Source organism: Falsiruegeria sp. JB4-1, assembly GCF_055693495.1.
On record NZ_JBVFTZ010000001.1, the window covers coordinates 96,246 to 117,738 of the forward strand.

Annotated in this window: 16 protein-coding genes, 5 pseudogenes and 1 riboswitch; of the genes and pseudogenes, 4 read left to right on the forward strand and 17 right to left on the reverse strand. The window is 57.8% G+C overall.

The genetic code is table 11. The features are described from left to right. Positions 1-99 precede the first annotated feature (99 nt). From ACZ1HE_RS00520 to ACZ1HE_RS00530, 3 genes are read right to left on the reverse strand one after another with little or no spacing between them, the layout of a single operon-like run. Complete coding sequence (locus tag ACZ1HE_RS00520; RefSeq protein WP_472619113.1) at positions 100-498, reverse strand: (deoxy)nucleoside triphosphate pyrophosphohydrolase; 399 nt, start codon at positions 496-498, stop codon at positions 100-102. Next, positions 495-1,721 (reverse strand): bifunctional glutamate N-acetyltransferase/amino-acid acetyltransferase ArgJ, encoded by a 1,227-nt coding sequence (gene argJ / locus ACZ1HE_RS00525; protein WP_472619114.1) that lies wholly within the window; start codon positions 1,719-1,721, stop codon positions 495-497. Before argJ ends, ACZ1HE_RS00520 begins: the two co-directional genes overlap by 4 nt. Positions 1,722-1,726: 5 nt before the next feature. Then, a complete protein-coding gene (locus ACZ1HE_RS00530; protein WP_472619115.1) occupies positions 1,727-2,578 on the reverse strand; it encodes a peptidylprolyl isomerase in 852 nt (283 codons plus the stop codon). Positions 2,579-2,755: 177 nt separating this feature from the next. Between ACZ1HE_RS00530 and secA the strand changes: the two are divergent. The 3 genes and pseudogenes from secA (at position 2,756) to ACZ1HE_RS00545 (ending at position 8,171) form a co-directional block, all read left to right on the forward strand. Next, positions 2,756-5,472, forward strand: a pseudogene (gene secA, locus ACZ1HE_RS00535) (preprotein translocase subunit SecA). Positions 5,473-5,573: 101 nt separating this feature from the next. Continuing rightward, positions 5,574-6,587 (forward strand): hypothetical protein, encoded by a 1,014-nt coding sequence (locus ACZ1HE_RS00540; RefSeq protein ID WP_472619116.1) that lies wholly within the window; start codon positions 5,574-5,576, stop codon positions 6,585-6,587. A gap of 24 nt (positions 6,588-6,611) precedes the next feature. Continuing rightward, a pseudogene (locus ACZ1HE_RS00545) lies at positions 6,612-8,171 on the forward strand (substrate-binding domain-containing protein). Positions 8,172-8,177: 6 nt separating this feature from the next. Here ACZ1HE_RS00545 and radC read toward each other — a convergent pair. From radC to dnaK, 13 genes and pseudogenes are all read right to left on the reverse strand, one after another. Beyond that, positions 8,178-8,933, reverse strand: coding sequence for a RadC family protein (gene radC / locus ACZ1HE_RS00550; RefSeq protein WP_472619117.1), 756 nt, complete (start codon positions 8,931-8,933; stop codon positions 8,178-8,180). Positions 8,934-8,968: 35 nt separating this feature from the next. Beyond that, positions 8,969-9,703 (reverse strand): ABC transporter permease, encoded by a 735-nt coding sequence (locus ACZ1HE_RS00555; protein WP_472624285.1) that lies wholly within the window; start codon positions 9,701-9,703, stop codon positions 8,969-8,971. Then, a complete protein-coding gene (locus tag ACZ1HE_RS00560; protein WP_472619118.1) occupies positions 9,703-10,428 on the reverse strand; it encodes an ABC transporter ATP-binding protein in 726 nt (241 codons plus the stop codon). The genes ACZ1HE_RS00555 and ACZ1HE_RS00560 overlap by 1 nt, the downstream gene beginning before the upstream one ends. Next, positions 10,428-11,111 carry a thiaminase II gene (gene tenA / locus ACZ1HE_RS00565; protein ID WP_472619119.1) on the reverse strand — a complete coding sequence of 228 codons (684 nt, stop codon included), beginning with the start codon at positions 11,109-11,111 and terminating at the stop codon, positions 10,428-10,430. The genes ACZ1HE_RS00560 and tenA overlap by 1 nt, the downstream gene beginning before the upstream one ends. Continuing rightward, entirely contained in the window at positions 11,108-12,043 is a 936-nt protein-coding gene (locus ACZ1HE_RS00570) for an ABC transporter substrate-binding protein (RefSeq protein WP_472619120.1), read from the reverse strand. Before ACZ1HE_RS00570 ends, tenA begins: the two co-directional genes overlap by 4 nt. A 19-nt stretch (positions 12,044-12,062) precedes the next feature. After that, positions 12,063-13,028 (reverse strand): HesA/MoeB/ThiF family protein, encoded by a 966-nt coding sequence (locus ACZ1HE_RS00575; RefSeq protein WP_472619121.1) that lies wholly within the window; start codon positions 13,026-13,028, stop codon positions 12,063-12,065. Continuing rightward, positions 13,025-13,621, reverse strand: coding sequence for a thiamine phosphate synthase (locus ACZ1HE_RS00580; RefSeq protein WP_472619122.1), 597 nt, complete (start codon positions 13,619-13,621; stop codon positions 13,025-13,027). Before ACZ1HE_RS00580 ends, ACZ1HE_RS00575 begins: the two co-directional genes overlap by 4 nt. Beyond that, positions 13,618-14,382 carry a thiazole synthase gene (locus ACZ1HE_RS00585; RefSeq protein ID WP_472624287.1) on the reverse strand — a complete coding sequence of 255 codons (765 nt, stop codon included), beginning with the start codon at positions 14,380-14,382 and terminating at the stop codon, positions 13,618-13,620. The genes ACZ1HE_RS00580 and ACZ1HE_RS00585 overlap by 4 nt, the downstream gene beginning before the upstream one ends. Positions 14,383-14,391: 9 nt before the next feature. Then, a pseudogene (gene thiS, locus ACZ1HE_RS00590) lies at positions 14,392-14,580 on the reverse strand (sulfur carrier protein ThiS); the annotation flags it as partial. Continuing rightward, a complete protein-coding gene (locus ACZ1HE_RS00595; protein ID WP_472619123.1) occupies positions 14,564-15,541 on the reverse strand; it encodes an FAD-dependent oxidoreductase in 978 nt (325 codons plus the stop codon). The gene ACZ1HE_RS00595 and the pseudogene thiS, both read right to left, overlap by 17 nt. Then, positions 15,538-16,339: pseudogene (gene thiD, locus ACZ1HE_RS00600) on the reverse strand (bifunctional hydroxymethylpyrimidine kinase/phosphomethylpyrimidine kinase). The gene ACZ1HE_RS00595 and the pseudogene thiD overlap by 4 nt, the downstream one beginning before the upstream one ends. Positions 16,340-16,385: 46 nt before the next feature. Next, positions 16,386-16,488: riboswitch (TPP riboswitch) on the reverse strand. 138 nt (positions 16,489-16,626) lie between these two features. Continuing rightward, positions 16,627-17,774: pseudogene (gene dnaJ, locus ACZ1HE_RS00605) on the reverse strand (molecular chaperone DnaJ). 75 nt (positions 17,775-17,849) lie between these two features. Further along, positions 17,850-19,760 (reverse strand): molecular chaperone DnaK, encoded by a 1,911-nt coding sequence (dnaK, locus tag ACZ1HE_RS00610; RefSeq protein WP_472619124.1) that lies wholly within the window; start codon positions 19,758-19,760, stop codon positions 17,850-17,852. A 213-nt stretch (positions 19,761-19,973) separates the two neighbouring features. On the opposite strand from dnaK, the gene ACZ1HE_RS00615 reads away from it, so the two are divergent. Then, entirely contained in the window at positions 19,974-20,576 is a 603-nt protein-coding gene (locus ACZ1HE_RS00615; protein WP_472619125.1) for an alpha-ketoglutarate-dependent dioxygenase AlkB family protein, read from the forward strand. A 2-nt stretch (positions 20,577-20,578) separates the two neighbouring features. Here the strand turns inward: ACZ1HE_RS00615 and ACZ1HE_RS00620 are convergent, their stop codons facing one another. Next, positions 20,579-21,484 carry a LysR family transcriptional regulator gene (locus tag ACZ1HE_RS00620; RefSeq protein ID WP_472619126.1) on the reverse strand — a complete coding sequence of 302 codons (906 nt, stop codon included), beginning with the start codon at positions 21,482-21,484 and terminating at the stop codon, positions 20,579-20,581. Positions 21,485-21,493 lie beyond the last annotated feature (9 nt).

Genomic DNA, 21,493 nt, shown 5'->3' on the forward strand with positions numbered 1-21,493 from the left:
GGCACCCCTTCTTGAACTAGAAAACTAGTAGAAGTCAGATATGGGAGTTTTGTGTGTTCGGTATGGTCGAAATGCTCAGGCTTCAAGCCGACACTTTTCTTATAGCCAATCTCGGAGAATGGGTATCAAGGGAATATCCGCCGCGGGCATTGGAAAATCCCTGAGCCTATCTGCGTTTACCCACTTCAATGCCTGCCCTTCATTTGATTGGGGGATTCCTTCCCATTTTCGGCAGGCAAATAGCGGCATCAACAAGTGAAAGTCATCATAGCTATGGCTGGCGAAGGTCAGTGGAGCCAGACAAGACGCCCAGGTGTTGATACCTAACTCTTCTTCAAGCTCGCGGATAAGGGCCACCTCGGGTGTTTCCCCGGCCTCGACTTTACCTCCGGGAAACTCCCACAACCCAGCCATTGACTTGCCCGCAGGGCGCTGCGCCAACAGCACCCGGCCATCAACGTCAATCAGTGCGACAGCCGACACCAGAACCGTTTTCATGAACGATAATCCGCATTGATCTCGATATAGCCGTGGGTCAGATCACAGGTCCAAACAGTCGACTGTCCGTCACCCAAGCCCAGATCGACGGCGATCACCAGCTCTTGGCCCTTCATGTAAGCGGCAGCTTCATCTTCGCTGTACGTCGGGCTAACCCAGCCGTTTTCAGCCACCAGAATATCCCCAAACGAGATGCTCAGCTTGTCTCTATCTGCAGCCGCACCAGACTTTCCAATCGCCATGACAACACGGCCCCAGTTGGGGTCTTCGCCTGCAACAGCGGTCTTGATCAGCGGCGAGTTTGCAATCGCCAGCCCATGCACCTTGGCATCAGCATCCGATGCGGCACCCGTCACACGAATCTCGACGAACTTGGTCGCGCCTTCGCCATCGCGCACCACCTGATGCGCCAGATTCAGCATTACGCCGTTCAGCGCCTCGGCAAAGGCATCGTTGCCAGTTGCATCCACACCCGACGCCCCTGTCGCACACAACAGCAAGCTGTCCGAGGTCGAGGTGTCGCTGTCGACGGTGATGCAGTTGAACGAGGTGTCAGTCTGGTTGCTCAGCAGCGCTTGCAGCGCGCCCTGTTCGACCTTGGCATCGGTGAAGATGTAGACCAGCATCGTTGCCATATCCGGCGCAATCATGCCTGATCCCTTGGCGATACCGGCAATCGACACCGACTGCCCGTCAATCTCGACCTGCGCACTTGCCCCTTTTGGAAAAGTGTCGGTGGTCATGATGGCGCGGGCGGCGTCTTCGATCGCGTCGCCCGACAGCGCGATGTTCAGCGTGTCCAACTGCGCCAGAATGCGGTCGTGCGCCAGCGGTTCGCCGATCACGCCTGTGGACGAGGTGAAAACACGCTCTTCTGCCACGCCGGTCACATCCGCAACCGCCTGGGTCACGGCCGCGACTGAAGCCTGACCATAATGACCGGTGAACGCATTGGCATTGCCTGAATTCACAAGAATCGCGGCCGGGCCATCGCTGGCCCCACCAATCTTTTCCTGGCAATCCAGAACCGGAGCAGCCCGCGTGGCCGAGCGCGTGAACACGCCCGCCACCGATGTGCCAGGTTCAAGAAGTGCCAGCATGACATCCGTTCGGCCTTGATACCGCACGCCCGCCTCGACGGTGGCAAATCGCACACCGTCAATGACCGGCAGCTTTGGAAACGCAGCAGGCGCCAAAGGCGAGACTTTGGTGATCGTGGCCATGAGGCTTACTCCTGAACCAATTCGACGTCGCGCAGGACCGACGGCTCCAGGCCTTCAACTTCGGGGCGCTCAATCTCGCCTGCCTTGGTCAACTCGGCCACTTTGGCATCAACTGCATCCTGCTGGATCTTAGTCGCCAGATCGCCGCGCACTTCGTCCAGCGTGGGTGCCTCGGCCTTGCGTTTGTCGCTAAGCAGGACAACGTGCCAACCGAATTGCGTTTTGACTGGGTCTGAAACCTCACCCGTGTTTAAGCCAACAACAGCTTCTTCAAATTCAGGAACCATAGCGCCCTTGCCAAACCAACCAAGCGAGCCGCCATTTGGGCCGGAGGGACCGGTCGATTTTTCCTTGGCTGTGGCAGCAAAGTCTGCGCCATTATCCAGGTCAGCCTTGATCGCTTTCGCCTCTTCTTCTGTTTCGACCAGAATATGCGAAGCTTGATACTCGTCACCGCCGGTCCAATCGGAATACTGCGCATCATAGGCCGCCTTAACCGCCTCGTCCGACATCGCCTCGCCTGCGATATCTTCGAGCACATCCGCCGCCAGCAACGAACGCCTTTCGTTCTCCAGCGCCAGTTCGACGTGTTTTGGCACATCCGTGCTGCGTGATTGTTTCAGCAGGTTCTGCTGGATCAGCTGGTCCAGGATCGCTTGATACAACACTTCATCAGGCAACTGCTGATATTGCTGCGGCAGGGCAGCGCGCGCCAGGATCATGTGACCCAATGTGATCTCTTCACCATTGACGCTGGCCACAACCGTATCGGCGGTCGGCTTGGTCTCGGCCGCAAGGGGCAGGGCCAGAACCGCAGCAAGAGCCAGCGATGGCAAAAAAGTGAGGCCTTTGGGCATTCAAATCATCCTATTCTCAGGCCGCGACGGGGCGCGGCGTTGACACTCTAAGACCTGCCGCTTACATCGCTTGAAGCCTAGGACAGGACCGCCTTTCACCCCCCGTATCTATGGGTTGACTGCGTGGCGGGCAAGCCTGTCGAAATGCACGATACAGATAGATCCGTTGGAGTGAACATGCTGGGATTCGGAACGCTTGCCAAAAAGGTCTTCGGAACGCCGAACGACCGCAAGATCAAGGCGACCCGCCCGCTGATCGCCAAGATCAACGATCTCGAGCCCGAGTTCGAAAAACTGTCGGACGAAGGTCTGATCGAAAAGACCGCCGAATTGCGCAAACGCGCGCTGGATGGTGAAAGCCTGGACGACCTACTGCCCGAGGCCTTTGCCAACTGCCGCGAGGCGGCCAAGCGCGCCCTGGGTCTGCGTGCCTTCGACACCCAGCTGATGGGCGGCGTGTTTCTGCATCAGGGCAACATTTCGGAAATGAAGACGGGTGAGGGCAAGACCCTCGTCGCCACCTTCCCTGCCTATCTGAACGCACTGACCGGCAAGGGCGTTCACGTAGTTACCGTCAACGAATACCTGGCCAAACGCGACGCGGAATGGATGGGCAAAGTGTTTGGCGCACTCGGCATGACCACCGGCGTGGTCTATTCCAACCAACCCGACGCCGAAAAGATGACGGCCTATTCCAGCGATGTTACCTACTCGACCAACAACGAGTTGGGTTTTGACTATCTGCGCGACAATATGAAGTCCGAATTGGATCAGGTGTTCCAGAAGTATCACAACTTCGCCATCGTGGACGAGGTCGACTCGATCCTGATCGACGAGGCGCGAACGCCGCTGATCATCTCGGGTCCCGCTCAGGACCGTTCGGATTTGTATGTGGCAATCGACGCCGTTATCCCGTCCCTGACGGATGAACATTTCGAACTGGACGAAAAAACCCGCAATGTGACCTTTACCGACGACGGCAACGAATACCTTGAGCAGCAGCTCAAGGCGCGTGGCTTGCTGGAAGAAGAGCAATCGCTCTATGACCCAGAAAGCACCACTGTTGTTCACCACGTCAACCAAGGCCTGCGCGCGCACAAGCTGTTTACCCGCGACAAGGATTACATCGTTCGAGATGGCGAAATCATCCTGATCGACGAATTCACCGGCCGTATGATGCCGGGCCGCCGTCTGTCGGATGGCCTGCATCAGGCGATCGAAGCCAAAGAAAACGCCCAGATCCAGCCCGAGAACGTAACGCTCGCCAGCGTGACGTTCCAGAACTACTTCCGCCTTTATGACAAGCTTTCAGGCATGACCGGCACCGCCGCGACCGAGGCCGAAGAATTTGGCGAGATCTACAATCTGGGCGTGGTTGAAGTTCCGACCAACCGCCCCATCGCACGCGCCGACGAGGACGACCAAGTCTATCGCACCGCACGCGAGAAATATGAGGCCATGATCCGCGAGATCAAACAAGCCAACGAAAAAGGCCAGCCAGTTTTGGCGGGCACCACTTCGATCGAGAAATCGGAAATGCTCAGCCAGATGCTGACGGCAGAAGGGATCAAACATAACGTCCTGAACGCCCGTCAGCACGAGCAAGAAGCGCAGATCGTCGCCGATGCGGGCCACTTGGCCGCTGTGACCATCGCCACAAACATGGCCGGCCGCGGCACCGACATTCAGCTGGGTGGCAACGTCGAGATGAACGTGTTGGAAGCCATCGCAGCCGATCCCGAAGCTGACCCAGCCGAACTGCGGGCCAAGGAAGAGGCGCGCCACGCCGAGGAAAAGCAAAAGGTGCTCGACGCGGGCGGCCTGTTTGTTCTGGCTTCGGAACGCCACGAAAGCCGCCGCATCGACAACCAGCTGCGTGGCCGTTCAGGGCGTCAGGGTGACCCTGGTCGCACGGTGTTCTTCCTGAGTCTCGAAGACGACCTTATGCGCATCTTTGGCTCGGAGCGTCTGGAAAAAGTTCTTAAGACTTTGGGCATGAAAGAGGGTGAGGCAATCATTCACCCCTGGGTGAACAAATCGCTGGAACGCGCGCAGGCCAAGGTCGAAGGTCGCAACTTTGACATACGTAAAAACGTTCTCAAATTCGACGACGTAATGAACGACCAGCGTAAGGTAATTTTCAGCCAACGTCGCGAGATCATGTCCGCCGACGATTTGAATGAAATCGTATCGGACATGCGTGAGCAGGTGATCGACGATCTAATCGACCACCATATGCCTCCGAAGACTTATGCAGACCAATGGGACACCGAGGGCCTCTATGCTGCGGCCATCGAAAAACTTGGTGTTGATGTTCCACTCATGGAGTGGGCCGCGGAAGAAGGCGTCGACGATGAAGAGATCCGCGAGCGCCTGATCAAGGCCACGGACGAGCAGATGGCAAAGAAAGCCGTCGATTTCGGCCCCGAGAACATGCGTAACATCGAAAAGCAAGTTCTGCTGCAAACCATCGACACCAAATGGCGCGAACACCTGTTGACGCTTGAACACCTTCGTTCGGTCGTTGGTTTCCGTGGCTATGCACAGCGTGATCCGCTCAACGAATACAAAAATGAAAGCTTTCAGCTGTTCGAAGGAATGCTGGACGGCTTGCGCGAAACTGTCACTCAACAGTTGGCAATGGTCCGTCCGCTCACTGAAGACGAACAGCGCCAGATGATGGCTCAAATGCAAGCGCAACAAGCGCAAATGCAGCAGGCCGCCGCTGACGCCACCAACCAAGCCGAAGCGGTTGCCGAGGCCGAAGCATCGGGCGATGCCTTGCCTGGATTTGACGAGAACGATCCGAACACCTGGGGAACCCGTCACGAAATGACAAGTGCCCCTGTGGGTCGGGTAAGAAATTCAAGCATTGCCACGGCCGACTGGCCTAAGCATTGCCTTAACTCTGCCTAAATGACTCCCAAAGGCGGCCACAAGTTGGCCGTCTTTTTTAACGACACTGCCTTTGACCCAATGTGTGATGAGGTGTGGAATGTTGCCTGTTCGTCGTAGAATCCTGATGGCTGCCGGAACGATATCCTGCGCCCTTGCAACCGGGTACCTGATGCAACAGGACAGCCCTTATCGGAATCCCAATGTGGTTATTTCTGCGGCCGAAGCGAAAACCCATTCGTCGGCCCCATATGACCAGACGGATACCAATCCGAAAACAGACAATCTTGTTTTGGAAAGCGTCGAAAGTATCACACTGACCTCCGCCCTTCCTGGATTGCGGGCGCCGCACCGATTGCCGGAAGCCACCCAAGAAAACGCAAACACTGGTCGTACTCCTTTGGATGGTGCAGTTCTGCCAGCTACACCAGAAGACCCCGAAGTACCTCAATTGGGGTGCGCTGTGATCGCAACGGCAACGTCTGTTTCAATGGCCAATGTGGCATTGTCGGTTGATGCGCCTTGCTATGGCAACCAGCGAGTAAGCGTGCACCACAATGGAATGATTTTCACCGAAGTCACGTCAGAGGCCGGAACAATTGATGCCATCGTGCCTGCACTTTCCGAGAACGCCGTTTTCGTAGTGGCATTTGCCAATGGAAAAGGCGCTGTTGCCATGGCAAAGGTACCTGATATCGATACGGTCGAGCGAGTAGTACTGCAATGGACAGGCGATGCCGGTTTTCAGATCCATGCCCGAGAATTCGGAGCAGGATATGGCGAGGACGGTCACGTTTCATCGGCGACTTCAACCTCCGGCCTGGGGTCCATGACACGTCTTGGTCGCGCCGATACCTTTGAACCGAAACTGGCCGAAGTCTATACTTTCCCCCGCGATGCCGTGGACCAGTCCGGAACCGTAACGCTTAGCATTGAAACAGAAGTCACTGCCAATAATTGCGGACGCGAGTTTTCTGCTCAATCTCTGGAACTGCGCGGCGATTTCGCCCTGCGAACCCGCGAGTTGGCCCTATCAATTCCCGGGTGCGACGCTTCAGGCGACTTTCTGGTGTTGAATAATCTTGTCGAAGACCTGAAGATCGCTTCAAAGTGATCCGCAGGCAATTACAGGTTTCTCATGGCTTGGTTACGTGCGGCGATTTTCGCCGCACTTTTTCTTTTCGGCTTTCCCTATGCCGGGACCGCACAAGACATCACGCTGACGTCTCGTGACGGCAAAGTAGAAATTAATGGCACCCTGTTGGGTTTCGATGGCGAATTCTATCGCGTCGACACCCAGTTCGGTGAACTGACCGTGGATGGCTCGGGCGTGACGTGTGATGGTCCGGCCTGTCCTAGCCTCGTGGATTTCGTTGCCAAAATCACGCTCTCCGGCTCTTCCACCATGGCAGAAGTTCTATTGCCCGCATTGATCGAGGGTTTTGCCCTTAGAAACGGATATCAGGCCCAGCGCAGCAACGTTGACAGTGACCATTTTGTCTACAGTCTGAGTCAAGGTAGAGGAACCGCGCCGATCGCAGAGTTCACGTTTCGCATGACTTCAACCGACGAGGGGTTCGCAGATCTCCTTGCCAACGAAGCTGATATTGTCATGGCGTTGCGGGAAATACGCCCGGCTGAACGCAAGCTGGCGCGCGAAGCCGGAATGGGCGATATGACCCAAATAAATCGTTCCAGAGTCCTAGCTCTGGATGCGATGGTCCCCGTTGTATCTCCAGGCAATCCAGTACACCGAATATCTCTTCCGCAACTCGCTGAAATTTTTCTGGGAAGATTACCAATTGGGCAACGTTGGGCGGTCCAGATGCTCCAATATCAGTTCACCTACCTTCGCTCGGCTCGGGACTGGCTCAGGCCGCCGAAGATCGCCTGTTGCGACCCCTCAACGCCAAGCTGGTAGAAGGCGTCGTGCGCCACAAGCGCAGTAGTGCCCTAGCTCGTGCTGTAACGACTGACCCATTTTCGATTGGTATCGCAAGTTTCGCAGAAACTGGTACTGCACGCGCACTGGTTTTGACTGGTTCTTGTGGGTTTTCTTTGACCGCCAGCCGCCGCTCGATCAAAACCGAGGACTATCCGCTTAGCTCACCGATGTTTCTTTACTTGCCAGCGCGGCGCCTTCCAGATGCGGCACGACAGTTTCTAAACTACACACGTAGCCCGGCAGCCCAAATCGTGATCCGGCGGGCCGGTTTTGTTGACCAAACACCTGAATTGATTTCTTTGAACGCTCAAGGCAATCGACTGGCAAATGCAGTTTTGGCGTCAGGTAAAGAAATTGACATGGCAGAGCTCAAAAGAATGGTGGACCACCTTTCTCCTATGTCTCGCCTATCGACTTCCTTTCGCTTTGAAGCAGGATCTACACGTCCTGACGCTCAATCTCGGGCCAATATCGTTCAACTCGCGCAGGCACTGGAGGCTTAGCCAATACGACACACGCCAACTCTCGTTTGTTGGCTTCAGTGACGGTGAAGGGCCCGCTGAGGGCAATCGCAAGATTGCAATGAAGCGCGCGCAGTCCGTGCGTGACGCCGTACTGCGTGCTGCCGAAACCGCAAACCCGGAACGCGTCGATATTTCGGTCGAAGCCTTTGGCGAAGCTCTTCCAATGGCCTGTGACGACAGTGAATGGGGCCGTCAGGTCAACCGCCGCGTCGAAGTTTGGGTTAGGTAGCGATCTCTACAGATATCCTTCGGATCGAAAGCTCAATTCGGCCGATTTCCCGACAATCAAGTGATCGTGCAACGTCAGTCCCAGTGCGACACAAGCATTTTGGATCTTGCTGGTCATGTCGATATCCGACTGCGAAGGGGTTGGATCCCCCGACGGGTGGTTGTGAACCAGAATAAGCGCCGAAGCATTCAGTTCCAACGCCCGTTTTGCCACTTCGCGTGGATAGACCGGCACATGATCCACCGTACCGCGCGCCTGCTCCTCATCCGCGATCAGCACATTCTTGCGGTCCAGATAGAATACCCTGAACTGTTCGGTCTCGCGGTGCGCCATGGTGGTGTGGCAATAATCCAGCAATGCATCCCAGCTGGAAATCACCTGCCTCTGCATCACTCGCGCCCGCGCCATCCGATGCGCCGAGGCCTCAAGGATCTTGAGGTCGGCAATCACTGTGTCGCCCACGCCTTTGACCTCGGACAACCGCTCCATCGGAGCCGTCAGTACGCGGTTGAAATCGCCAAAGGTATCCAGCAACAGCCGTGCGAGAGGCTTCACATCCTGACGTGGAATGGATCGGAACAGTACCAGCTCCAACAGCTCATAGTCTGGCATCGCGGCCGCCCCGCCTTCCATGAACCGCTCACGCAGGCGCTTACGATGATCCTTGATATAGGATGGCAACCTGCCCGACGGCAGCGGGGCCTCGGGTGCCTCATCCAGGTCAAACAACATCGGGGCTTCGGCAAAGGCATTTTGGGTCATATCCCCAGCCTCTGTCCGAATCGGTTTCTGAAAGGTTAACACCCCTCGCCCGCCATTCGGGTTGTAGCCTTGCGCACGGCAACATGCAGCAGAACCGAAAACACCCCAAGCGTCAGCATCGCGGCAAACATCAGATCGGTTTTGGCGCGACCATTGGCCAGCAGCATCAGATAGCCCAGCCCCTTGGACGCCCCCACCCATTCACCGATCACAGCACCAATGGGCGCATAAACCGCCGCCAACCGAAGACCTGAGGCCAGATTCGGCAAGGCTGCCGGAATACGAATGTGCCAGAGCACCGCTCGTGGGTTGGCCTGCATCGTGCGCGCCAGATCGAGATATCCGGGAGGTGTGCGCATGAGCCCATCAAAAAACGACGACGTCACCGGAAAGTAGATGATCAGCACAGCCATCGCCACCTTGGACCACAGCCCATAGCCCAGCCACAGCGTCAGGATCGGGGCCAGCGCAAAGACCGGCAATGCCTGAGTAAACACCAGCATCGGCTGCACCAGAATCCGCGCGATACGCGATGTCGCCAGTTGGATCGCGGTCACGATCCCCAGTGCGGCCCCGACAGCCAGACCAATCAGAACCTCGATCCCGGTGATCAGCGTGTGTTCGGCAATGAGCGCACGGCTCTTCCACCAGGTTTCCGCCACCAACAGCGGCCCGGGCAGAATAAACTTTGGCAGATCTGTCACGCTGACAATCACCTGCCAGACCGCAACAGCAAAGACGGCCGCAGCCAATGGGGGAAGGTAGCGCATCATGCGGCTTCTCCCCTTAGCAACCCAAGCAAAGCGGCCTGCGCCGCCAGTGTGTCCAGATCATCAACCTTGCGCGGAACTTCGGCCTGCGGCGGTGGACACGGGGTCAGACCCGATTGCTCCATGACGATGATGGAATGCCCCAGACGCGCGGCTTCTCCGGGGTCGTGTGTCACCAAGAGCACCGTGCGCCCGGCAAGCAATTCCACCGCTAAGTCCTGCATGTCCGCCCGCGTCTGCGCATCCAGCGCCGAAAACGGCTCGTCCAGCAGGATGACGGGCTTATCCTCCATCAGCGTACGCGCCAGCGCCACGCGCTGACGTTGCCCGCCTGAAAGTTCCGCCGGTTTCTTGCCCACATGTTCTTTCAAGCGCACACGCTGCAACAACCGCCGCAACCGCGCCAGATCCGGCTTTTCGCCCCGTAACCGAGCGCCCAAGGTGATGTTCTGCGTGACGGTCGCCCAAGGCAGTAACAGATCGTCCTGCGCCATATAGCCCACACGCGGCACGACCTCACCATCATCGGATGCCGTGATGGAGCCATCAAACACAGCCCCCGTCTGCAACCCGGCGATCAGCCGGAGCACAGTGGATTTTCCAACGCCCGAGCCGCCCAAAAGGCAGGTCCATTGCCCCGCTACCAATGACAGCGATAGCGGTGCAAAAAGCTGCGCCGCGCCAATGGTGGCCTGCCCCTGAAAGGTGATCTCGGGTGCGGTCATTACGGGGTCATCCCCATTTGCCAGAACCCGACCTCAAGCTGGGTCGCCATGTTGAAGGTGCGGCACAGACCGTCCCAACGCGGTAGTTGGTCATAGCTCTGGCCCAAGCGACGTGTCAGCGCACCATCAAGCAGCTCACCCACAGCGCGCACCGAACCCTGATAGTCATCGCCCGCATAGGTGTTGATCCAGTCACGATAGGTTTCACTGTTCGCCTCCGCCGACAGACGCGCGCCAATCTCACCATAGCCCATGACGCAGGGCGCAAGCGCTGCCAGTAGGCTGAGCAGATCGCCGGAATAACCTGCTTCGAGCACGAAGCGGGTATAGGCCAGGTTTTCAGGCCGCTCAGGTGTCGCAAACAGCTCGTCCTGCGAAATGCCAGCTTCGGCACAGATGCCGACGTGCAGCTTCATCTCTTCGCTAATCAGACCGTTCACCGTGGCCGAAGCCAGCAGCATTTCCTCGTGCGTTTCCGACTTCACCACCGCCAGCGCCCAAGCGCGCGAGAAATGGACCAGAAACACATAGTCCTGCCGCAGGTAGTGCAGGAACGCCTCTCGCGGGAGGGTGCCGTCCTTCAACCCCTCGACAAACGCGTGGCGGGTATACTCCCGCCACACATTGCCCGCAGCCGCGCGCATCAGGCCAAAGGCGCGGCCATAATCGGGAGCCGCGCTCATTTCGCGGTCACGTCGATGGCGATCGCGTCAACCGGGTTGATGCTGTCGATCATGCCGCTGTCTTTCAGGAATGCTTCGAACCGGGCGTAACGGCCATGATCGAAACCAGCGGGACGCAGGGCAAAACGCGGCAGCGTGTCGACCCAGGCGCGGGCGTTCAGCTCGTCCTGCAGCTCGGTCGAGGTGCCCGAGAAAATCTTCCAGCTGTCTTCGGGGTTGTTCACAATGTACTGGGTCGCCAACTCGGTCGCGCGCAAAAAGCGAGCCACTTTGTCGGCATCCATGGTCTCGGGGTTGGCGACATAGATCAGCTCGTCATAGGACGGCACGCCCTCTTCTTCGATGTAGAAGCAGGTGCCGGGCTCGCCCTCGATGTCCATCTGGTTCAGTTCAAAGTTCCGGTAGGCGCCAATCACCGCATCCACTTGACCGGACATCAGCGACGGCGACAGCGAGAAGTTGACGTTGATCATTTCGATGTCGTCTGTGCTGACGCCATATTTGCCCAGAACCGCACCCAGAACGGCCTCTTCCACGCCAGCGACCGAGAAGCCAATTTTCTTGTCTTTCAGGTCAGCGGGAGATTTGATTGGGCCGTTTTCCAGAACCAGCAGGCAGTTCAACGGGGTCGCGACCAAGGTGCCAACACGCTTGAGCGGCAGGCCCTCGTGGATCTGCAAGTGCAGTTGTGGCTGGTACGACACGGCCAGATCGGCCTGACCAGCAGCAACAAGCCGCGGCGGTGCGGACGGATCGGCGGGCGGAACGATCTCAACCTCAAGGCCCTGATCAGCAAAATAGCCCTTTTCCTGCGCCACAATGATGGGGCCGTGGTCGGGATTGATGAACCAATCCAGCAGGACGGTCATCTTGTCGGCCGCCATCGCGGGCGTTGCGGCCAGCATGGCCAATGCAGTCAGCATTTTCTTCATCTTCGCGTTTCCTTGTGAGTTATGAAGTCGAGGCCGCGACGAGGACGATCTCGCCCGGCCAAATCTGTTGAATGCGTTCAGCGGTGCGCCATGCCCGAAGGCCAGTGGCGCAACACAACGCAATGCGGGTTTCGGGGTCGGGCAGATTGTTCTGCACTTCCTCCGGCGGGATACGGGTCGCACAGGCATGGACCGGCTCCGGGGCCTCTTCCTTGCCGCGCAATTCGACGATCAGATCCTGATCGGTCAACTCGGTGGGCGCAGCAAAGCGCAACGCCGTTTCTGGTTCTGGCGCAGAGTCAAAACGAAAGGATGTGCTGCGATAGCTCTGCGCATCAAACTGCACCATTTGACCCAATGGCAACGGTTCCAGCCCGATCAGAACCGCCAGCGCCATCTGCGCCTGCAATGCACCGATCATTCCGACGACCGGACCCAGCACGCCCGCCGTGGCACAGCTCGCGCCGCTCTCCGGAGCCGCAGAGAAAACCGCACGCAGAGACGGTGCACCGCCACAGAAGCCGCCAACATAACCGCTCACCCCAAGAACCGAGGCGCTGATCAGCGGTTTGCCTTGTTTCAGGCATTCATCGCTGAGTGTATAGCTGGCGGCATAGCTATCGGCGCAATCCAGGATCAGGTCTGAATCTGCAACAAAACCAGCGACATTTGAGACTGTTAGAGCCTGTTTTCGCGCTTCAATGATGATGTCAGAATTCAACGCTCGACAGCGTGCGGCAGCCACTTCGGCCTTTGACGCCCCACAATCAGCCTCGGTGAACAGCGTCTGACGGTGCAGGTTGGACATGTCCACGTCATCCGCATCAAGCAACGTCAGATGCCCCACGCCTGCGCCCGCCAGCAATGGCAGGACCGGCGCGGCAAGCCCCCCGCAACCCACCACAAGCACACGGGCGCGGGACAGGCGATTCTGTCCTTGCGTTCCAACCTTCGGCAGGATCATCTGGCGGGTGTAACGGCTCATCTCGTCGCCTCGAGCCACTGGCGCACGCGGCCTTCGGGGTCAGCATTCAGCGTGATATCGGTCACGGCTGAAACGATGTCCGCGCCTGCTTCGAGAACGTCCGGAACGCGTTCAACATTCATCCCGCCAATACCAACCAGCGGGATGTCACCCACGCGCGCTTTCCATTCGGTGACGCGTGGCAGTCCTTGTTGGTGCCATTTCATCTTTTTCAAGATTGTCGGGTACACAGGACCAAGCGCGACATAGTCAGGGTCCATCGCCAGAACCCGGTCTAGTTCGTCGTCATCATGGGTCGAAACTCCCAGCTTTAGACCCGCTTTCCGGATCGCGGGCAGGTCCGCGTCGTCCAGATCCTCTTGGCCGAGGTGAATCCATTCGACGCCAAGATCAATCGCTGCCTGCCAATAATCGTTGATCACCAAAACGCAGCCATATTCTGCGCACAGGTCACGCCCCATGGCGATCTGTGCGCGCACCACATCGTCAGGCTGATCCTTGATCCGCAACTGCACGAGCTTGATGCCCAAGGGCAGCATGCGTTCCAACCAGTCGGTGTGATCAAAAATGGGATAGAAACGGTCCAGGCTCATGACAGAAACGCCTTTCCAATGACAGGTGTAGACGGCTCGGCCATATCGCGTGCCTCGATCGGGTCAGCCTCATGCGCCAGACGCCCGGCTTGAACCGCCAGGGCCATCGCCTTGGCCATCAATTGCGGCTCACCCGCACGGGCAACGGCGGTGTTCAGCAACACCGCATCATAGCCAAGTTCCATCGCGTGGGACGCATGGGACGGGAGACCAATGCCTGCATCCACCACCAGCGGAACATCGGGGAATTCAGCCCGCATCGCGCGCAAGGCGTACTCGTTGTTCAGCCCCCGACCCGATCCAATCGGCGCGCCCCAGGGCATCAGAACCTCGCACCCAGCCTCGAGCAGCCTCTCCCCCACGATCAGATCGTCGGTGGTATAGGGAAACACCTGAAACCCGTCCTCGGTCAAAATGCGCGCGGCCTCGACCAGTTGGAACACATCCGGTTGCAGGCTGTCGGTGTGGCCGATGAGTTCGAGCTTGATCCATTTGGTGTCAAACACCTCGTGCGCCATATGGGCGGTGGTGACGGCCTCCTTCACCGTGTGGCAGCCTGCGGTGTTGGGCAGGATTAGCACGCCAAGGTCCTGGATCATGGTCCAGAATGTCTGGCCCGCACCGCCTTCACGCCGCAGCGAGACCGTCGCTACGCCTGCGCCACTGTCGCGGAACGCCTGCTCGAGGATCGCGGGACTAGGGTATTGCGCGGTGCCCAGCATCAGTGGGTTGGGCAGTTCGGTTCCATAAAACATTCGCATCGCCTTAGCCCCCTGCATCGGGGCGAGAACCTCGACCCGGTCGCCATCGTTGAGTAGATGTCCTGCACGCAGGGATGAGGGAACAAAGTCCTCGTTCACCGCCGTGGCAACCCGACCCGAAAGCCCGCATTCCTCAAGCAACCCGGCAAGGGTTTCGGCGGCCACCTCGCGGGGTACACCATTAAGCACGATCTTCATCGACCATCTCCGAAATTTTGTTGTCCAGCACGAGATCAGCCACACCCCGCGCCAGTGCAGGGGCCAGCAGATAGCCATGCCGATAAAGGCCATTGGCGTAGACCCGACCACCGATCCGCCGAATACGTGGCAGGTTGTCAGGGAAAGCGGGGCGCAGATCGACGCCGATCTCAAGCACCTCGGCTTCGCCAAAAGCCGGATTCAAGGCGTAAGCCGCGCTCAGCAACTCAAGCATCGAACGCGCGGTGATCCGGCCCGAATCTTCGCTTTCGATCATCGTTGCGCCCAGCATGTAAACGCCGTCACCACGCGGCACGATGTAAAGCGGCAGACGAGGATGTAGCAACCGAACAGGTCTTGTTAGAGCCACATCTGGGGCCCGGATAACCAGCATCTCGCCCTTCACTCCACGCAGATCAGTCAATGCATCGCGTGCGGCCAGACCGCGGCAGTCGATGGCATTATCCAAGCCACCGGATGCGGCGGATTGATGAAAGGTCACACCTTTATCGATCAGCCCACCATATAGATCAGCCAGCGCCCGACGCGGGTCAAGATGGGCCTCTTGATCAAAGTAGAGCCCTTTTTTGAATGCGCTCAAATCAGGTTCTAACTGGGCAATTTCACCGCGCCCAACGTCGACAAACCCTTCGGTGCGACGGGAAAACCGGCGTAGATCAGGCAGATCGCGAACGTTGGCAACCACAATCGTTCCGGCAAAAGTCACGTCCGTCTTGTCCGCCCACCAGCAGATCGCTTCTTGTCCCAACCGCAGAACAGGTTCTTCGGCATTCTCATATTCACACCAAGGCGCGAGCATGCCGCCAGCCCACCACGAGCAGCCATGTGGCCCTGGAGGTCCAGCAGGATCGTAGACCTCCACCGTGGCACCACGCGCAACCAGTTCGGTCGCGACCGCCAGACCTGCAACCCCGGCCCCTATGACTGAATAGTCACTCATGCCCAGACCTTGTGGAAATGATGCACGGGCCCGTGACCGTGGCCAACATCCAAAGTATCCGCCTGAGCAATTGCGCCCTGCAGAAAGATGTGTGCCTGCTGCACCGCCTCGGGCAGATTCAACCCCTTGGCCAAGCTCGAGCAGCAATAGACGAAGACAGGGTACAACCCGTTCCATGGGTGTTCTTTGTGTCCCGACGGGGCGCAGTGTAGTCGCCCGCCACACGCTCGCCCGCTAGCAGCAGGTCGTGGCAAATATCACCTTCTGCATGGCCCCCTTCATCAGCACCGCGTTGGCGCCCAAAGAACACAGGGCCAATCCCTGCTCCACCATCTCTTCTGGTGTTTCGGCGACCATTCGGTCCAGCAAACAAGCGGCCTCGGGCAGGTTGGGCGTCAGCACTGTGGCACAGGGCAGGAGAGTATCTCGCAGGGTTTGCACCGCCTCGCGTGCCAACAGGGCGTCGCCTGATTTGGCAATCATCACGGGATCGAGCACGACCGGTCCGTCGAAATCTGCAATTTTGTCAGCGACAATTTGGATAATCTCAGGCGTGGCCAACATGCCGATCTTGATGGCACCCACATTCAGATCGGAAAGCACCGCATCAATCTGCGCCGTAATCACGTCTAGCGGAATGCCATGGACAGCCGTCACGGCCCGAGTGTTCTGCGCAGTCACGGCGGTAATCACACTCGCGCCGTAGACACCCAGGGCAGACATCGCCTTGAGGTCGGCCTGAATGCCCGCACCGCCGCCGCTGTCGGACCCGGCGATAGTCAGTGCAATTGGTGCCATCTGTTGCTCCATCTTTTCGGTGGGCAACGACGACATAGAAAGAGAGCCTGTTTTTGAGACCGTTTCCTACGCCGGAATTGCCCGGATCAGGTTCGATGGGTTAGTGACGAGCACCTCTCAGCCGAAAAACGGCACCCCAACGGTTGGCGCGAACATCTCAGGGGTTGAGCGCATGATCAAGAGGCAAATCCGTGGCTCATGGAGCCAGTCTGCACTTAGTGATCTTTCCAGATACAAAAAAGCCGCCCGTTTGACGGGGCGGCCTTTAGATTGCTTGGACTATGGGATCAGCCCTTCATGCCATCCCAAAAGGACTTGACCGACGAAAAGAACGTTTTCCCTTCGGGATTGTTGTCCTCGCTCAGGTCTTCGAACTCTCGCAGCAGTTCTTTTTGGCGGCTGGTCAGGTTGACGGGCGTTTCAACGGCCAATTCGATGAACATGTCACCAACGCCGCCGCCACGTAGAGCTGGCATACCCTTGCCACGTAGGCGCATCTGGCGACCCGACTGGCTACCAGCTGGGATCTGAACGCGGCCACGTCCGCCATCAATGGTCGGAACCTCGATCGAGCCACCAAGTGCGGCATTCGCCATCGAAACTGGCACGCGACAATAGAGATTAACACCATCACGTTCGAACAGATCGTGCTGCGCCACTTCGACAAAGATGTAGAGATCACCCGGAGGGCCTCCGCGCATCCCCGCCTCGCCTTCACCAGCTAGGCGAATGCGGGTACCGGTTTCAACACCGGCAGGGATGTTCACCGAAAGGGCACGGTCCTTTTCGACACGACCTGCACCCTGGCACGACTTACAGGGGTTCTTGATGATCTGTCCCAGACCCGAACAGGTCGGGCAGGTTCGCTCGACGGTAAAGAAACCCTGCTGTGCACGAACCTTGCCCAACCCTGAACAAGTCGGACAAGTGGTCGGCTCAACACCGCCTTCGGCACCCGTACCGTCACACGCTGAACAACCAACTGCTGTTGGCACGTTGATCGTCTTTTGCATACCAGCAAAAGCGTCATCCAAGGACACTCGCAGGTTATAACGCAAATCCGAACCACGCGCGGCACGACGTCCGCCGCCGCCCCGCTGGCCACCCATGAAGTCGCCAAACAGGTCGTCGAACACGTCCGAGAACGCTGACGAGAAATCACCCGATCCGAATCCGGCACCACCGGGACGACCACCGCCCCCATGCCGTTTTCGAACGCAGCATGGCCAAAGCGGTCATAGGCTGCCTTTTTCTCGGCGTCCTTCAGAACCTCATAGGCTTCGTTGGCCTCTTTGAACTGCGATTCTGCATCCGGGTTGTCCGAATTGCGGTCGGGATGCAATTCCTTGGCCTTCTTGCGAAAGCCCTTTTTGATCTCGTCCGCCGAAGCGCCCTTGGCTACGCCGAGCACGTCATAATAGTCACGTTTTGACATCAGTATCTTCCTTCTGCCTCAACGAAAGAGGGCCGGTCCGTCGACCGGACCGGCCCCTTTAAGCCCGGTTGAGCGTTACTTGCGCTTGTCGTCATCCAGATCTTCGAACTCGGCGTCGACGATGTCGTCATCGACAGGGCCTGCATCCGCAGCTGCCGGTTCGTCGTCTGCTTCGTCCTGACTCGCCTTGTAGATCGCTTCGCCCAGTTTCATGGCCGCTTCGGTCACGTTCTGGATGCCCGATTTGATCTTTTCGGCGTTGTCGGTCTCGATCTCGTCCTTCAGAGCGGCAATCGCCAGCTCGATGGCTTCGACCGTGGTCGGGTCAACTTTGTCCGAATGCTCTTCCACCGACTTCTCGGTCGAGTGGATGAGGCTTTCGGCCTGGTTTTTGGCTTCGATCAGCTCGCGGCGTTCCTTGTCCGCCTCGGCGTTCTCTTCCGCGTCCTTGACCATCTTTTCGATGTCATCATCCGACAGACCGCCCGAAGCTTGGATCGTGATCTTCTGCTCTTTACCCGTGCCTTTGTCCGAAGCGCCAACCGACACGATGCCGTTGGCGTCGATGTCAAAGGTCACTTCGATTTGCGGCATGCCGCGCGGTGCGGGCGGGATATCTTCGAGGTTGAACTGGCCGAGGATCTTGTTGTCGGCCGCCATTTCACGCTCACCCTGGAACACGCGGATGGTTACGGCGTTCTGGTTGTCTTCGGCGGTCGAGAAGATCTGGCTCTTCTTCGTCGGGATGGTGGTGTTGCGGTCGATCAGACGGGTGAACACGCCACCCAGGGTTTCGATGCCCAGCGACAGCGGGGTCACGTCCAGCAGAACCACGTCTTTGACGTCGCCCTGCAGAACACCGGCCTGAATGGCGGCGCCCATGGCAACAACCTCATCAGGGTTCACACCCTTGTGCGGCTCTTTACCGAAGAACTTGGTGACCTCTTCGATCACCTTCGGCATCCGGGTCATACCACCGACCAGAACAACCTCGTCCACGTCACCAGCCGACAGACCTGCGTCTTTCAGAGCGGCCTGGCACGGCTTGATCGACGCCTTGATCAGATCGCCAACCAGTTGTTCAAGCTTGGCGCGGGTCAGTTTGATGACCATGTGCAGCGGCGTTCCCGAGGACGGGTCCATCGAGATGAACGGCTGGTTGATTTCGGTCTGGTTGGCCGAGGACAGCTCGATCTTGGCTTTTTCAGCAGCTTCTTTCAGACGCTGCAGGGCCATCTTGTCTTTGGTCAGATCAACGTTGTGCTCTTTCTTGAACTCGCCCGCCAGGTAGTTGACGATGCGCATGTCAAAGTCTTCACCACCCAAGAAAGTGTCACCGTTGGTCGATTTCACTTCGAACAGACCATCGTCGATTTCCAGGATGGTAACGTCGAAGGTACCGCCACCAAGGTCATAGACCGCGATGGTTTGGGTTTCTTCCTTGTCCAGACCATAGGCCAGAGCAGCCGCGGTTGGTTCGTTGATGATACGCAGCACTTCGAGACCGGCGATCTTGCCTGCATCTTTGGTGGCCTGACGCTGAGCGTCATTAAAATACGCGGGAACGGTGATGACGGCCTGCGTGACCTCTTCGCCCAGATAGCTCTCGGCGGTTTCTTTCATCTTGCCCAGCGTGAAGGCCGAGATTTGCGACGGTGAATATTTCTCGCCCTTGGCTTCAACCCATGCGTCACCGTTGCCACCGTTCACCACGTTGAACGGCAGGTTCTTCTTGTCCTTTGCCAGATGCTCGTCGTCGAACCGACGGCCGATCAGGCGCTTGACGCCGAAGACGGTGTTGTCAGGGTTGGTGACCGCCTGGCGTTTCGCCGGCTGACCGACCAGACGCTCTTCATCAGTGAAGGCGACGATCGAGGGCGTGGTCCGCGCCCCTTCTGCGTTTTCGATAACCCGGGGTTGCGAACCATCCATGATGGCAACGCAGCTGTTTGTGGTACCCAGGTCGATCCCAATAACTTTACTCATGTTCGATCCCTTTTCTCTTCAAGGCGATTACCCGAGGCTTGAACCCGTAACGGCATCCCGGCCTCGATCCGTTTGCGCGAATGGCCCTACACCATCGCGCGTCCCGGCGTATATAAGGTCGCGTGAACGGGCCTGCAAGCACTGTGAATTGCAGGTTTTCTGGATTCTTGGACCTTTTTTGAAAAGGTTTCGCTAACGAATGGGGAACGACGGGTGGCACGGCTTTTGATACGGGGGTTCGAGGTATGGAAATCCCATCTGGATTCCAAGGCCCAAACTGCACTGATCGATGATTTGCGCCCGATCCTAAAGTCGGTCCCGTTGTTCAATCCGACCACTGCGTCCGGCAAAAAAATGTCGGTACGTATGACATCGGCAGGGTCCTGTGGCTGGATTTCTGACACATCTGGCTATCGCTATGAATCCAATCATCCGGACGGTCGCCCTTGGCCCGCCATACCGGATTCGATTCTGTCGATCTGGCGCGACACTACGAAACTCGACCGTCTGCCTGACAGCTGCCTGATAAATTACTACAGCGAGGGCTCAAAGATGGGGCTTCATCAAGACAAGGACGAGTCCGATTTCTCGTGGCCGGTTGTTTCAGTGTCATTGGGTGACGACGCGCTGTTTCGAATGGGCAATCCCATCCGAGGTGGCAAAACTGAATCCACATGGCTGAGTTCAGGCGATGTTGTTGTGATGGGTGGCGAAGCCCGGCTCAACTATCACGGCGTCGACCGCATCCGGTTCAAATCCTCGCGCTTGCTGCCAAAAGGCGGTCGGATCAACTTGACGCTGCGGGTTGTGACTTGAACTCAAATGTCGACCAATTCAGCACGGCAATGCGCGATAAAAGCCGCGCAAGTGCTGCTGACTGCGGAGCCCGGCGGCCCAAGCACCCCCATCGTGATCGGAGTCACGTCGCCCACGAGTGGAATGAACTTCAATCGACGCCCATCCGGCGCCAAGTCATTCAGCGGTCGGAAATTGGCAATTGAATAGCCGTAACCGTTGGCAACAAGGCTGCGCATCACCGCCATGTCCCGGGTTCTCTCACTTATCACCGGACGCAAGCCGTTCTGTGTAAAGAACGACATAAAATACTCCGAACTGATCGGCAGATCGAGCAGCACCATTGGATAATCCGCCAGCTCTGGGATCGTAAGCACCTCATAATCTGCAAGCGGGTGATCGGGTGCCACAAATACATAGGGCGGCAGGTCTTTGATCGCCTGAAACTCCAGATCCCGAGGCACGTTCATGTCATACGTTAATGCCAGATCAATCTCGGCGCGGCGGAGGGCGGCAAAAATCTCGACCTGGGTCATCTCAAACTGCGCGGTCTGTACGTCCTGATACTGCGCCTCAAAACTGCGGCGTAACCCAGACACGACAATCTGAGCAAAGGAAACCAGGCAGCCAAGCCTCAAAGGCCCCTGGACAGTCGTCGAAGCGGCACCTGCCAAACGCGTAATTTCGGTCGCTTCATCCAGCACCTTGAGTGCCTGCAGTGAAAGATTGCGCCCCACCTCGGTGAACTTCAGACCATGCGCTCTTTGCCGTACAAACAACTGCACCCCAAGTTCGGTTTCCAGCTGAGTGATCGCAGTGGAAATCGAAGGAGAAGACACGTTGAGTCGTTTGCTGGCAGCAGCAATGCTTCCACACTCTCCGGCGGCGACGAAGTACTCCAGCTGGCGCAAGGTGAATCGGGTGGGCATTTTTTGGCC